Here is a 13,212-nt window from a genome sequence, read left to right as displayed (position 1 = left end):
CCCTCAGCGTGGCGTACATCGAAATCGGAGGAGGGGGCCGATGCAGTTTTTCAAGGCAAGGTGGTGGATGAGATGAGCCGTGCTTGCCGGACACGCGCTCACCGCTTCGTCAGCTTCGTCAATGTGTTGTGACGGAGTCCAATCCGGTCGATGTGACCTCGGGTTGTACAGCGGGCGAGGCGAGGTAGTCGAGCAGCGCCTTGGCCTCTTTCGGATGCTCCGCATTCACCGGAATGCCCGCGGCGAACCGCGTGACGGATTGCACCGACTCCGGAATCTTTCCAACGAACGTCACGCCCGGCACGGGTAGCAACTCGCTGATCTGCTGGAATCCCACTTCGTAATCGCCATTGGCGACCACCGACGCGACCGGGATCTTCGGAATCATCTTTGCTTTGGCTTTCACCTGATCCTCGATGCCGAGCTTGCTGAAAAGCTCGCGCTCGATATAAACACCGCTCGCGCTGTCCGAGTAGGCGATCGATCGGGCATGCAGCAAGGTCTCTTTCAGCGCATCGACCGAGCCGATGTCCGGTTTCGGCGCGCCGCTGCGCACAACCATGCCGATGCGGGAATCGGCCAGTTCGACGCGCGATCCGGGAACCACCTTGCCTTGCTTGATCAGCTCGTCCAGTGCGTAGCCGACCATGATGACCACGTCCGCGTGTTCGCCGCGTTCGAGCCGGTTCGGAATGGCTTCCGGCGATTTGCCCATGGAAGGCCCGAGGATGGTGTCGAGCGTATTGCCGGTCGACGCCGCGAATTTGGGGCCGAGCAATTTGTACGCGGCCGTGAAGCCGCCCGAACTCATCACATGAAGTTCGGCTGCCTGTACGTTTGCCGTTGCAACGGTGCTGGCCAGCAGCCCAGCGCTCAATATGGTCAGAAAGAAGGTTTTCATCCGAATAAGCGTGGGAGTCCGATGGAAGTAAGGGCGTGATGGGCTCACAAGGCCGGGGTGCGTGTCGACCGTAAGCGCTGCAACCCGCCCCTATATACCATACCTGGACCGGAGCCGGAACAGCGAGCGCCGCGCAGGCCATGCGCGTGTCCACCGGCTTTCCGATCCTATGGCGACGTCCTGCTCAACCTTCATCAATGGGCGTTCAGATACCGCGCAATCACCGGATAGACGTCCACCGCCGCGTCTTTGCCGAAGATACAGTCAATGTGGCCGTAGCCGGGAATCAGATGCCGTTCGTAAGGCTGGTCGGGAAAGTGCTTGACCAGCATGTCGTACGTGAGCTCCGTACTCTTCGGCAGATAGGTTTCGTTTTTTTCGCCGTGGATGAAGCCGATCGGCAGGCGCATGCCCTCCAGACCTTTCATGCCGTCCGTGCCCGTCAGATAGACGTCCTCGCCCTGGGCATCGACGACCTTGCCCGCTCGCACCATGGCGGCCAGATGCTTGAACACCTCGACGTCGTGGATGCCGAGCAATTCCTGCAGGTTCGCGTGAAGCGTCTCGCTCAATTTCCCGTGTTCGTAGAGCAGGCCGTACAGGAAGGTCGCCCGGTGACAGATCGGGCTGCCGCAACCTTGCTTGTGATTGATCGGGTAGAGCCGTAGCGCTTCATCGAGCAGGTTCTGGGGCCACGATCTGTGCTCCGTAAAGGCGGTCAGGTCGAGTACGCCGAGATGCGCCATGATGTCCGGCACGTGCAACCCGCACTTGATCTTTTCCAGTGTGCCCGGCACCGGGTGGGCCGAGACCTGCGATATGACTGCCGAGCGCACGCCCTCGAGGCCGTATAGCAGCGACATGGTCAACGCCATTCCACCCATGCAATGGCCCAGCGCCTGAATATCCTGCACGCCGGTCAACTCCCGCACTTTGGCGACCGCGCTCGGAATGTCCTCGCGAGCGACCTTATCGACGTTGGTCGGCACCAGCACGCTTGGCATTTCGATGCTGACGCGCAGATCGACGAGCCATACGTCGTAGCCGGCCGCACAGAGAAATTCCACCAGGTTGGTTGCGATCAGATCGGTGGAATAGATCCGGCTCGATACGCCCGAGCCGTGAATCAGCAGCACGGGACGCAGCGGTTTGTCGGCCGGTCCGGCGTAGCGCGTGAGCCGCAGGGTGGTCCCGTCGGGTGTGTCGAAGAAGACCACTTGCGGCACGGGCGCGCGCAGCGCGCGCTTCAGACGCGGTGCCGCCTTCGGATCATAAAACTGCAAAGGTGCGGCCACGCCGCCATATTCGGTGAACAGCACGCCTGCGAAAAACTTGCCGAACTTGAGGGTCCATTCAAGGCGCGTGGTCAGATCGGGCGTGTTGGTGACTTCGAGCGTGCGTTGCTGTTTGAGGAAATTTTCCGGCGTGATGATCAGCGTTGCTTTGCCGATCGCCGGTGCATCCGCTGCGTCCGACGCGCGGATTTCTGCGTAGAGCGTGTTGGTCTGCTCCCACAGATTGATCGGCGACGTACGCGTGATGATCTTCTGCCCACTCAGGTAGTACGTTTTGCCTTCGGTGGAATTGAGCGTCATGCGGTAATTCATGTTGCGCTCGTCCACGTCCGATTCGTTGACCACGAACAGGTTGAAGGTGCCGTCGCTGATCGTCATGGGTTGCGCGGAAAACGCGGGGCAAGTCAGCGTGCCGGTGGTGTGGGCCAGATGTTGCGGATTGCTGAGCATATCGGCCAGATCGTCCGATTCGACGGTCAACGTGAATTCAATCGGACTGGTGGCGGCGTCGCCCACAACGGCCGGCGTATAGGTGCCGATCATCGTTTCGGTGAAACGCAGGCCGATCTTTTGCGGCTGGGGCGTAGCGGCGGTTCCCTTGGACAGATAGTCGATCGTCCAGCCTCGCGCGTTGGCGAGCAGCGCGCAATTGCGTTCCGCCAGCGCGGAAATCGTCAGCAGCGGATTGACGCCGAGCGACATGGGCATGACCGCGCCATCCATCACGTACAGGCCGTCGTGCACGGCATTCCCTGTCGTGTCGCTGAAAACGCGCCCCTGCTGGTCGACGACACCACGCTCCGCATCCTCGCCCATCCCGCAGCCGCCGAGCGGATGCACGGTGACGGTACGGTTCCCGAGCAGGTTGGTCGAAATCGGATTGCGCACGTATTTGCCGCCCAGCGGCACCTGCGATTTTTCGAGCGTTTCTTCGACGGTACGGTAGATCGGCTGCTTGCCGGCGTTCGGCCAGTCGATGCGCGCCCTGCCTTTGTCATCCACGCGGATCTGGCCGCTTTCGTCGTCATGCGCCATGACCAGATAGGCTTGCGTGTGGTTCAGGGCGCCGTGGTAGGGACCGCGCAGGAAGCTCTCGATCACGCGCGCGTCGTAGCCGAGCGGTTCCCCGTCCGGTTGCGGCGCGGGAATGTCGACGCCGTCGAGCGGCGCGGCGCCGCCGAGCAGGCCCACCATCGCGGCGCCGATCGGCCCGGCGAGCGATCCTTCTTCGATCACGAAGCCGTCTTTGACATCAGGGGTGTTGCGGTGGTCGATGATGCCGGTAATGGTCGGCCCGACCGGCGGAATGTCGCCTTTCAGATGCGCACCCCAGCCGACGCCGTTGATCACCTCTTCGGTGTTGTACCCGAAGGACAGGACGTCGCCGTTCCCGGTGAAGTGTTTGCCGAGCATGGCCGAAACGCTCAGCCCCGCCTCACGCGAGCGCAACAGCAGGGCGGTCGAGCCGATCGTGCCGGCCGACACGATGACGATATCGGCGCTCACGAACAGATCGGGCGCGTCGTAACTCTCGCGGCCCAGTGTCACCTCCTGAAAGCGCACGATCCACTTTTGCGTGGCTGCGTCGCGCAACACGGAATGCACGGCTGTGCCCGTGAAAATATGGGCGCCGTGCGCGACCGCATCGGGCAGATAGTTCATGTGCGTCGAATTTTTCGCGTCGTAGTTGCAACCCGAGTTGCAATCGCCGCATCCGACACAGGCTTTCTGTTCGACGCCCGCAGCGTTGATGCGATCCTCGAACGTGACCGTGACCGGCGGGGGATAAAAACGGCCTTCCATGCCGAGCGCCTGCGCGGATTGTTTGAGCGCCAGCAGCTTCGGCAATTGCAGGAAATCGCCCGATACCGGCGACGGTTGCAGCATGGCGCGCGCAAGTTCATAGCCCTTGTCGCGTCCCGCCTTGTCGGCGCGCAGCGCTGCGGGCCAACGATCGTCGTCCCATAACCGCGGCTCGGCTTCGAGCGCGACGTTCGCGTTGATCAGCGAGGTGCCGCCCAGCCCGCAGCCCACCACAGCATTCACATCTTCATTCACGTGCACTTCGAGCAACGCGAGCGGTGAGCCGATTTGCGCGAGCGCGGTGTTGTATTGCACCTGCGCGGCGCCTTCGACGGGCGTGCGCGGATAGTCGCCGGCCATGAATTCGCGTCCGCGTTCCAGCACGCACACGCTTCGGCCGGCGCGCGCCATACGGCTCGCGGCAATCGCGCCGCCATAACCCGAACCCACTACCACCACCTCGTAATGCGATTGCATCGCCGTCAGGGCGCTCGATAAGCGGTTCATTAAGACCACCTCGTCAGGAAGGGGATGCCGGGTGGGGGAGCCCGGACTTCGGAAGGAAGACGGTGTGCGGCTAAAGCTTTTTTATCGTAGGCGGTGCGCGATGACAAAAAAAGGCGCATCGTACGTGGCGCGCGGGGCTTGCGTGCAGCGTGCTTGACTCCCTGGTGGGAACAGAGCCGCCGCCGGGCGACGTCAGTGTCGGGATGCGTTATTACGCGGCCACTTCATTCATTTCGCTGTCGCTCGATTCGGCGGCGAGCAGGTTCAACGCGAGCAGAATCGCTTCGCGATTTTCGATGTCGATTTCGATGCCGAGCACGTCGATCAGCCAGCGGCCGATCTTGGTATTGGAAAATTCGTCGGCGCCGGCCGTCTTTTTCATGGTGACGCCAAGTTTGACGGCACGATAGTGATACGAGGGCACACGATGCTGAGCAGCGACTGCCGACAGACCGCCTTTTGCTTCCGAGCACCAGCCGAGGCTGCCGGCCAGCACGATGCGCTCCGGCTCGTCGAGGCTGTCGATAAAGGTGCGCGCCGCGAGCCGCACGCGTTGTTCGTCGAGGCCGTACTGCAGCAGGACGCTTTCGACGGGGTCTTCCAGCGCTTGCGCGTGCAGATCGATTTCCTGCGCCATGCCTTCGTTTTCCATCGACACGTTGCGTTGATGGCAGGCGCTGCGCAGGCAGTCGATCAGGTAACGGCGAAAATACGCGCACAGTGCGTAGCCGTTGGACGGCGCGCTGTCGGCACAGGCATTGGTTTCCGTGTGGCCGGGCGCGAGGCGCAATACTTTCGAGTAGATGAACTGCGCGACCAGCTCTTCCTTGTCGTCGCCGAGTGCCTGCAATTCAAGCGGATGATAAGTGCGCAGCGCACGTTTCACCAGATCGACCATCGACACCATTTCGTCGGCGGACAACTGGGTACGCCGACGCCACAGGTCGGGCAGGATCGCATCGTCGAGATTGCGGACGAACGCGTGGCTCGGAACTGCGCCCATGAAAACCTCCATAAAGGGGTAGAACCAGGAGCGCGGGAGCCTCGACTGCAGGCAAAGAAGGGGGTGCTGGAACTTTTGAGCCGCGCTGGAATGTGATGCCAGTATGGTTTCCGGCGGCGGCTTCGCCTATATGGATTAAGTGGTAGCTGATGGGTAAACTGCCGGGTAAACCATCCGTACGCTTGCCTGTTTACCGTTTGAAAGCCGTGCGCCGCACCAGAAAGCGCAGCGACGGTGGAGCACCGCGATACCTGATGCAGCGGCTCCCGCGTGGCGCGCGGCCGGCCCTGCACGGGGCGAGCCACTAACTCCGGTCGACAAAGGAGACCGCCTGATGCGGGCTGACCCAATCCAGCGTGCAATCGACGAGGACCTGGTGCGCGTGCTGTACGCACAAGATCCGATCGCCTTCTTTTCGCACTGGTTCTCGATGGCGGTGCTGGTGGCGATCTACTGGCCGAACATCCCGTCGCCGCGGCTGTTCATCGCGTGTTTCGGGTTTTATGCGGTGGCCAATTGCGGCAGCCTCGCGCTGTGGATCTGCAATCGGCGCTACCCGCACCTCGTGACGCCGCGCGGCTGGATCAACCTGCACGCGTTGCGCGGCGTGCTGCTCTACAGTGCGCCCGGCATCGCGGTGTGGTTCGCGTTCCAGAGCCCGCAAACCGATTTGCCGCTGCTGCATACCGTGATGCTCGTCACGCTGGCGGCCGGCGTGTTCATGTCGAACGGCTTCGATCTGCTGAATTTCTCGACTGCCATTCCGTTTCTGCTGTTTCCGTCCATCGTGCTGCATTTCGGCTCGCATACGTTCGATCGCACGATTCTGGCGATCGTCCTGGCGTTTTTCTTCTGTGCGATCAACGTCTATGCGCTGAGCTATCGCAAGCTGTTCCAGAAGGTCGTGCAGGCGCGCGTCGATCAGCAATATCTCGCGGAGTCGCTGGCGGCGCAAAAGCGGGTCGCCGAAGAGGCCAGTCTTGCCAAAACACGGTTTTTTGCGGCCGCGAGCCACGATTTGCGGCAGCCGCTGCATGCGATCGGATTGCTGGCGGCTTCGCTCAACGACACGGCGGCGACGCCCGTGCAGCATGCGAAGACCGCTGAGCACATCGTTTATAACGTCGAGGCGTTGAACCAGCTGTTCAACCAGGTGCTCGATCTCGCCCGGCTCGAAAGCGGCGTGACCCAGGTGATCCGCCTGCATTTCCGGCTTTCCGAACTGTTCGAGCGGATCAGCAGCCAGTATCTGCCGCAGGCCGCGGCCAAGGGGCTGGCGTTGCGGATCGCGCCGGCCTCGGTGGTCGTGCATGACGATCCGGTGCTGCTCGAGCGCGTGCTGAGCAATCTGCTCTCGAACGCGGTGCGCTATACCGAGGAAGGCGCGATCTGGGTCGGCTATCGCCGGGCCGGGCGTCTTTCCGGCGGCTACATCGAGGTGCGCGATTCCGGCATCGGCATTCCCGCCGAAGAACATAAGCGCATCTTCGAAGAGTTTTACCAGGTTGCCAATCCGCAGCGCGATGCGCGCCAGGGCCACGGTCTGGGCTTGCCGACAGTGAAGCGCCTCGTCGAAATGCTCGGCGGCGAGTTGCAACTGCGCTCGGCGCCGGGCCGCGGCTCGGTGTTCCGCTTTCCGGTGCAGGCGGGCGATGCCGGCGGGATTGTCGCGAGCCTGAACGAGACGGTGGGGGGCGGCCCGTCGGCGCAAGGGCGGCGCGTGCTGTGCATCGACGATGAACCGTCGATACTCGAAGGTCTCGCCAGTCTGCTGGGCCGCTGGGGTTGCACCGTGCGTGGCGCGCGTGACGAGGTCGACGCACTCGTCGCGCTGGAAGACGGTTTCGTGCCGGATGCCGTGTTATGCGACTACCAGTTGGCGAATCACCGAACCGGCGCGCAGGCGCTGACGGCCGTGCGCAATGTCCTCTCAAGGGCCGGGCATGAAGGCGTGGTGACGTTGCTGATTACCGGCGACATGGCGTCGGCGGAACTGGCCGCGCTGGCGCTGCAGGGGATTCCGGTGCTGCATAAGCCGGTCACGCCGGCACGCCTGCGGCGCACGCTGGAAATGCTGTGGCAGCAGGCGGAGTTGGATAAGGGGCGGCCGGCGGCTGCGCCGGAGCTGCGCGTCGGCGAAGGCATCCGTGAACCGGTCGGCTGGGCGGCGAAGGGTGTGACAGGGGACATAGCGATTCGGCCGCCGGGCGAAGCGAGGATTTTGTCGCCGAAGTGAGCGTGCGGAAACAGATGGGTGGAAACGAAGGGCAGAAGCGGGCGTGCGGAAGCAGATGGGTGGAAACGAAGGGCAGAAATGGGCCTGCAGAATCCGACCCGCAGAAGCAGACCGGCGAAAACAGGCGGCGCAAGCCGCCCATTTCTCCCTGCAGGCTTACAGGGTTTTCCCCGCCTCCAGCCAGCCGTTGATCACGGCGATCGCCGTGGACCGGTTGTGCACGCCGAGCGCCCGGAAAATCACCGACAGATGCACCTTGACCGTGCCTTCCGCGACACCCAGTTCACGCGCGATCATCTTGTTGGTCCAGCCACGGTGCACCAGCCGCATGATGTCCTGTTGTCTTGGCGACAGGTTTTCCAGCAAATGTTGCTGATGCGGCTGCAGCGCCTGGATTTGCGTGATCGGTTCGGTGAGCGCGGTGCCGCCCTGCGTCGCGGCATTCGAAGCATGAGCGGCGCCCTGTGTAACAAGTTCGGCGGCCGCCTCAGCGCGGGCAGGCGCGGCTTGTGTCTCACGCGAACCCAGCAGGCTGAGCGCTTCCATCGGCACATAGGCGCCGCCTGACAGGACCAGTTCGATCGCCTTGAGCATGACGCTGGCGGGTTGCCGCTTGGGCACGAAGCCGAGCGCGCCGGCGGCTAGCACCGCGCGCATTTCGTCGGGCGATTCTTCGGCGGAGAGCACGACGACCGGCAACGCGGGGTTCGCCTTCAACAGCACTTCGAGCGACGACGCGCCGCTCATGCCCGGCATATGCAGATCGACGATGGCGAGGTCGTGATCCGCATCGGGCCGCGCGGCGGCGGCGAGCGTTTCCCAGGTATCGGCTTCGTCGAATTGGGCGTCGGGGTCGAGGCCCCTTAACATCCCTTTGACGCCTTGCCGGATCAGTTCATGGTCGTCGGCCACAAGAAACTTCATGATGTCTCCGCGAGTCGGGCCTGCGCGTTGTGGACTACAGCCGCTGTGCTGCTGGCTTTACTCCCCGTTTTACTTCTTTTCTCGAATCGCGCCATTGCCGGCTCCCCGCGATCATATGCCGATCGGTGGCGCGGCGCGCCTTCCGGTTTGCCGCGCCGCATAAGTGACTGTCTATTTGTATGATCGCCGGCTGGTTCGCCGCACCAGCATGATGTGTAAGGCAGGTCTCCCGCGCATAGGTTCCGGCTTGCTAGGTAGACGAACCGCATGCCCCAATTTTGAATCCGTCCATGCAGGAACCTGAAGGTTATGCACGCCGGGTGAGATCACGCTGAAATCGCCCTGAAGCAGCATTTATTTGACTGCAAACAACGTTGCATTCATCAGGAGCTTGAACGCGAACCCGAGCGACACCGCCGAGCCCACGCCGAAACACCAGAGTGCGATGAACCACAGCCAGCCGGGCAGTTTGCGCGCCGGTGTTTGAGACGCGCCGCGGGCGGTGTTGGCGCCCGCGTCCTTAATGATAGTGATGTTGGTCGCCATGACGTACCTTGCCACGAAATACCCAATAACCCATCGTCGTATAGGCGATGATGACCGGCAGAATCACCGCTGCGCCGACCAGCGTGAACATCTGGCTCGAGCGCGGCGCGGCGGCTTCCCAGAGCGTCATGCTCGACGGAATCGCATACGGCCACAGGCTCACCAGCAACCCGGCGTAACCGAGCAGCACCAGCAGAAGCGCCAGTACGAACGGCGTATTGTGATGCCGCGCGCGCACCGCGCGGTGCATGAAGAACGCACAGACCGCCACGAGGAACGGCACCGGCAGCAGACGGTAGAACAGATTGTCGTGGAACCAGCGTTGCGCGATATTCGGATCTTGCAGCGGCGTCCACAGGCTGACCATTGCGATGAACCCGAGTAGCACGAGCGTCAACGGCCACACCACGCGATGCAGGCGGCGTTGCAGATCGCCTTCGGTCTTCGCGACCAGCCAGCAGCAGCCGAGCAGCGCGTAAGTGATCACCAGACCGAGGCCGGTCAGCAAGCTGAACGGCGTGAGCCAGCCGAAGGCGTCGCCGGCATAGCCGCCGTCGATGACCGGAATGCCTTGCAGGAACGCGCCCAGCACAATGCCCTGAAAGAACGTCGCGCCCGCCGAGCCGCCGATGAACGCCAGATCCCACAGATGCTTCGTGCGTTTCGCCTTGGCGCGAATCTCGAACGACACGCCGCGGAAAATCAGGCACACGAGCATGAAGATCAGCGGCAGATACAGTGCGGACAGCACAGTCGAGTAGACCACCGGAAACACCGCGAACAGCGCGGCGCCGCCGAGCACCAGCCAGGTTTCGTTACCGTCCCACACGGGCGCGACGGTGTTCATCATCAGGTCGCGTTCTTTCTCATCGGGGAAGAACGGGAACACGATGCCGATGCCCAGATCGAAGCCGTCCAGCACCACGTACATGAATAGGCCCAGCGCGATGATCGCGGCCCACGCTACGGTTACGTCCATTTTCTTTCCCTTCTGCGGATGAGGTTAGGCGGCGTCGATCATGTGATCGGCGGCGGACAGCGGGCGGCGCGCGGTCTGATTCGGCATAGGCTCAGGCACGCCGTGCGGTGTCTGTCCCGGTAATGCCGGACCCGAGCGCATCAGCTTGAGCATGTAGTAGATGCCGGTGCCGAACACGAGGAAGTAGACGACCACGAACGCCATCAGCGAGATGCCGACCTGTTGCGTGGTGAGTGGCGACACCGCCTGCGAGGTGCGCATCACGCCGTACACCACCCACGGCTGACGACCTGCTTCCGTCGTGACCCAACCCGCCAGCAACGTGATGAAACCGGTCGGGCCCATCGCCACCGCTACGCGCTGGAACCACTTCGATTCGAACAGCCGATCGCGGCGGCGCAGCGCCCATGCGGTCAGCGACATCAGGATCATGAGCACGCCGAGGCCGGCCATGATGCGAAAGCTCCAGAACACCACCGTCGAGTTCGGCCGGTCTTGCGGCGGGAATTCCTTCAGACCGCGAATCTCGCCGTCCCAGCTATGCGTGAGGATCAGGCTGCCGAGGTGTGGAATCGACACGGCATAACGCGTGGTTTCCGCTTGCATATCCGGAATGCCGAACAGGTTCAGCGCGGTGCCGCCTTTCTCGGTTTCCCACAGACCTTCGATCGCAGCGATCTTGGCCGGCTGATACTTGCGCGTGTTCAGACCGTGCTGATCGCCGACGAATGCCTGGATCGGCGTGAGGATCAGCAGCAGCCAGAGCGCCATCGAAAACATCTTCTTGACGGCCGGATCGCGCCGGACGCGCAGCAGATGCCATGCGCCCACCGCCGACACCACCAGCCCCGCGACGATGAACGCCGCCAGCGCCATATGCGCGAGCCGGTACGGGAATGACGGATTGAAAATGATCTTGAACCAGTCGAGCGGCACGACATGGCCGTCGACGACTTCAAAGCCTTGCGGCGTCTGCATCCAGCTATTGGACGCGAGAATCCAGAAGGTCGAGATCAGCGTGCCGATCGCCACCATCAGCGTCGCGCCGAAATGGGCGCGCGGACTCACGCGCTGCCAGCCGAACAGCATGATGCCGAGGAAGCCTGCTTCGAGGAAGAACGCCGTCATGACCTCGTACATCAGCAATGGTCCGGTGATCGGTCCGGCGAAACTGGAGAAGCCCGACCAGTTGGTGCCGAACTGATAGCTCATCACGACGCCGGACACGACGCCCATACCGAAGGCGACTGCGAAGATCTTCGACCAGAACAGGCAAAGATCTTTGTAGTACGCCTTGCCGGTTTTCAGCCAGCGCCATTCGAGGACGGCGATGAAGCTGGCGAGGCCGATGCTGAGCGCCGGAAAGACAATGTGAAACGAAACGGTGAACGCAAACTGAATGCGAGCGAGATCGAAGGCCGAAATTGCGGAGTTCATGAGCGTGAGGTGCTTTAGGTGCGTCGTGCCCGGAGGCGGACTACGCGCGTCGACCGGTGTCGGTGCGCACTGCGCTGGGCAGATGGCGCAAGAGTAGGGGATGAGGGATTTTTTTGCTGCGATGCGACGTGCGTCAAAAAACCGCGTTGTTTTGCGCGGTTTTTCGTTTTCGAGATGGCAAAGCCTTGATAGGTATCAAGTTTTACTTAGTACGTGTCTGCGTGTGTTTCTCGTGGCCGGCGTGAAACTGCGGCAATTGACCGCGCTGCAACAACGCGACCTGGCGCCGTCGAAGTTGATGCGTCGGCATGTGTTTCCGCGCAGTCTCGGCGTTCGTTGCGCCGATGGCGATTGCCAGGGCCAAAGGCTGGTGCGCCGATCCTGGCGAGAGCATGCCGGCTACGCAATCGAAATAAACAGTTGCTTGCCACATGCGGCCGCGTACCGGCGCAATGTGTCGATAGAAGGCGAGTGCTGCCCTGAAGCAAGCGCCCGTTCAAGCCGGGTGATGGCCGGCGCTTTCGTGCCCATGCGCTCGGCGACTTGCGCCTGAGTCAAACCCGCTTCGCGACGCGCGGCGAGCATCTGATCGAGCAGCGCGAATTCTTCGCGATTCAAGCGCTCGTATTCGGCGCGTACTTCCGGGTCGGCGAGCGCCCGTTCGCGCATTGCCTTATAAGTTGCCATTTCTGATCTCCAGCAATCTTTTGCGTGCCACGTCAAGTTCGTTGCGCGGCGTTTGTTGCGATTGCTTCACGAAAGAGTGAAGCATGACGATTTTGCGTTCCACGATCGCGCAGTAGAACACTCTGGCGATACCCTCGGCGCCTTTCAGGCGCATCTCGAACAAGCCACCACCCATTGAAGCAGTGTGAGGTTCGCCGAGATTCGGACCGTATTCCTCCATGCGATCGGCCAGCGCGATGAAGCGCGCAAGCAGCGTTTTCGGCAAGGAGGCAACGTTCACTTTGACCTTTTCGTTGTAGAAACCGATCGTAAATGCCATTGGGATTTATCGTAACAAATATGTTATTTGTGCGCAAGCAGACGACCTCGCCCGTTGTTGCTGTAAATCAGCAAAAACAGGAAGCGTTGCCCGGCAGGGAATCGAACGATCGGAAGAGGGCGAAGGCAGGACCGCGATGAGCGGTTACGACGGCGTTGGCGCAACTAGCTGTTCGGCTGGGTTGAGTCGTGCGGACGCGATATCGGGCGCGGCACGATGGCGGTCTCCTGTGACATTGGCTGGCTGAATGGAACTGGCGCATCGAGGTGCACTCGTCATCAACCGACAATAACTCCGTTCGCGCCGACTTTCTATCAGCCGGTCGGCTAGTTATTGGTCCGGTTTGCTTCTAACATGCAAGCTGCTAACCAGGGGCTCAACCAGAGTCGCCGCATTCCCAAAGCGGATGAGCGTCGCGTTGCCATCTGCTGCTTCATTCCCGATAGTCATTTCGAATACCACGTGAACCTCCGCGGTTCTCCGTGAGTCCGTCACAAAAGCGTGTTGCAGGCCGTGTCATGCTTTGAACAAGTGTCGCGCCGTGTGCATCGGCCGATTGTTTTTTCCCGGTTGCA

Annotated in this window: 10 protein-coding genes; 1 reads left to right on the top strand and 9 read right to left on the bottom strand. The window is 61.9% G+C overall.

Translation table 11 applies throughout. The annotated features are described in order from the left end of the window. Nucleotides 1–118: 118 nt before the first annotated feature. From ACOSV0_RS31645 to ACOSV0_RS31635, 3 genes are all read right to left on the bottom strand, one after another. Nucleotides 119–901, bottom strand: coding sequence for a substrate-binding domain-containing protein (locus ACOSV0_RS31645; RefSeq protein ID WP_434111343.1), 783 nt, complete (start codon nucleotides 899–901; stop codon nucleotides 119–121). Nucleotides 902–1,095: 194 nt separating this feature from the next. Beyond that, nucleotides 1,096–4,506 carry an alpha/beta fold hydrolase gene (locus ACOSV0_RS31640; RefSeq protein ID WP_434111341.1) on the bottom strand — a complete coding sequence of 1,137 codons (3,411 nt, stop codon included), beginning with the start codon at nucleotides 4,504–4,506 and terminating at the stop codon, nucleotides 1,096–1,098. A gap of 211 nt (nucleotides 4,507–4,717) precedes the next feature. Then, the gene (locus ACOSV0_RS31635) at nucleotides 4,718–5,509 is read right to left on the bottom strand and encodes a hypothetical protein (RefSeq protein ID WP_434111339.1); all 792 of its coding nucleotides are present in this window, start codon (nucleotides 5,507–5,509) and stop codon (nucleotides 4,718–4,720) included. A gap of 334 nt (nucleotides 5,510–5,843) precedes the next feature. Between ACOSV0_RS31635 and ACOSV0_RS31630 the strand changes: the two genes are divergently transcribed. Beyond that, on the top strand, nucleotides 5,844–7,745 hold the full coding sequence (locus tag ACOSV0_RS31630; RefSeq protein ID WP_434111336.1) for an ATP-binding response regulator: 1,902 nt from the start codon (nucleotides 5,844–5,846) through the stop codon (nucleotides 7,743–7,745). Nucleotides 7,746–7,901: 156 nt separating this feature from the next. On the opposite strand, the gene ACOSV0_RS31625 is transcribed toward ACOSV0_RS31630, so the two are convergent. The 6 genes from ACOSV0_RS31625 to ACOSV0_RS31600 form a co-directional block, all read right to left on the bottom strand. Beyond that, complete coding sequence (locus ACOSV0_RS31625; RefSeq protein WP_434111334.1) at nucleotides 7,902–8,669, bottom strand: response regulator transcription factor; 768 nt, start codon at nucleotides 8,667–8,669, stop codon at nucleotides 7,902–7,904. 354 nt (nucleotides 8,670–9,023) lie between these two features. After that, nucleotides 9,024–9,215, bottom strand: a complete 192-nt coding sequence (locus ACOSV0_RS31620) for a hypothetical protein (RefSeq protein ID WP_434111332.1) — start codon at nucleotides 9,213–9,215, stop codon at nucleotides 9,024–9,026. Beyond that, nucleotides 9,190–10,194: a cytochrome d ubiquinol oxidase subunit II gene (cydB, locus tag ACOSV0_RS31615; protein ID WP_153141036.1), complete on the bottom strand. Its 1,005-nt coding sequence runs from the start codon at nucleotides 10,192–10,194 to the stop codon at nucleotides 9,190–9,192. Before cydB ends, ACOSV0_RS31620 begins: the two co-directional genes overlap by 26 nt. A 24-nt stretch (nucleotides 10,195–10,218) precedes the next feature. After that, nucleotides 10,219–11,631 (bottom strand): cytochrome ubiquinol oxidase subunit I, encoded by a 1,413-nt coding sequence (locus tag ACOSV0_RS31610; protein ID WP_434111331.1) that lies wholly within the window; start codon nucleotides 11,629–11,631, stop codon nucleotides 10,219–10,221. Nucleotides 11,632–12,030: 399 nt separating this feature from the next. Further along, nucleotides 12,031–12,318, bottom strand: a complete 288-nt coding sequence (locus tag ACOSV0_RS31605; RefSeq protein ID WP_063498788.1) for a helix-turn-helix domain-containing protein — start codon at nucleotides 12,316–12,318, stop codon at nucleotides 12,031–12,033. Next, entirely contained in the window at nucleotides 12,305–12,637 is a 333-nt protein-coding gene (locus ACOSV0_RS31600) for a type II toxin-antitoxin system RelE/ParE family toxin (RefSeq protein WP_434111328.1), read from the bottom strand. Before ACOSV0_RS31600 ends, ACOSV0_RS31605 begins: the two co-directional genes overlap by 14 nt. Nucleotides 12,638–13,212: the final 575 nt, after the last annotated feature.

It is taken from the genome of Paraburkholderia caffeinilytica, from assembly GCF_051027425.1.
Taxonomy (GTDB): Bacteria; Pseudomonadota; Gammaproteobacteria; order Burkholderiales; family Burkholderiaceae; genus Paraburkholderia; species Paraburkholderia caffeinilytica_A.
The sequence above is the reverse complement of the archived record's forward strand: the minus strand, read 5'-3'. Positions and strand labels throughout refer to the sequence as shown.

What these genes read in the sequence shown, in the direction of transcription:
- ACOSV0_RS31625 (WP_434111334.1), bottom strand. Translation starts at nt 8,669, where the DNA reads ATGAAGTTTCTTGTGGCCGACGACCATGAACTGATCCGGCAAGGCGTC.
- ACOSV0_RS31620 (WP_434111332.1), bottom strand. Translation starts at nt 9,215, where the DNA reads ATGGCGACCAACATCACTATCATTAAGGACGCGGGCGCCAACACCGCC.
- ACOSV0_RS31600 (WP_434111328.1), bottom strand. Translation starts at nt 12,637, where the DNA reads ATGGCATTTACGATCGGTTTCTACAACGAAAAGGTCAAAGTGAACGTT.
- ACOSV0_RS31630 (WP_434111336.1), top strand. Translation starts at nt 5,844, where the DNA reads ATGCGGGCTGACCCAATCCAGCGTGCAATCGACGAGGACCTGGTGCGC.
- ACOSV0_RS31610 (WP_434111331.1), bottom strand. Translation starts at nt 11,631, where the DNA reads ATGAACTCCGCAATTTCGGCCTTCGATCTCGCTCGCATTCAGTTTGCG.
- ACOSV0_RS31635 (WP_434111339.1), bottom strand. Translation starts at nt 5,509, where the DNA reads ATGGGCGCAGTTCCGAGCCACGCGTTCGTCCGCAATCTCGACGATGCG.
- ACOSV0_RS31640 (WP_434111341.1), bottom strand. Translation starts at nt 4,506, where the DNA reads ATGAACCGCTTATCGAGCGCCCTGACGGCGATGCAATCGCATTACGAG.
- ACOSV0_RS31645 (WP_434111343.1), bottom strand. Translation starts at nt 901, where the DNA reads ATGAAAACCTTCTTTCTGACCATATTGAGCGCTGGGCTGCTGGCCAGC.
- cydB (WP_153141036.1), bottom strand. Translation starts at nt 10,194, where the DNA reads ATGGACGTAACCGTAGCGTGGGCCGCGATCATCGCGCTGGGCCTATTC.
- ACOSV0_RS31605 (WP_063498788.1), bottom strand. Translation starts at nt 12,318, where the DNA reads ATGGCAACTTATAAGGCAATGCGCGAACGGGCGCTCGCCGACCCGGAA.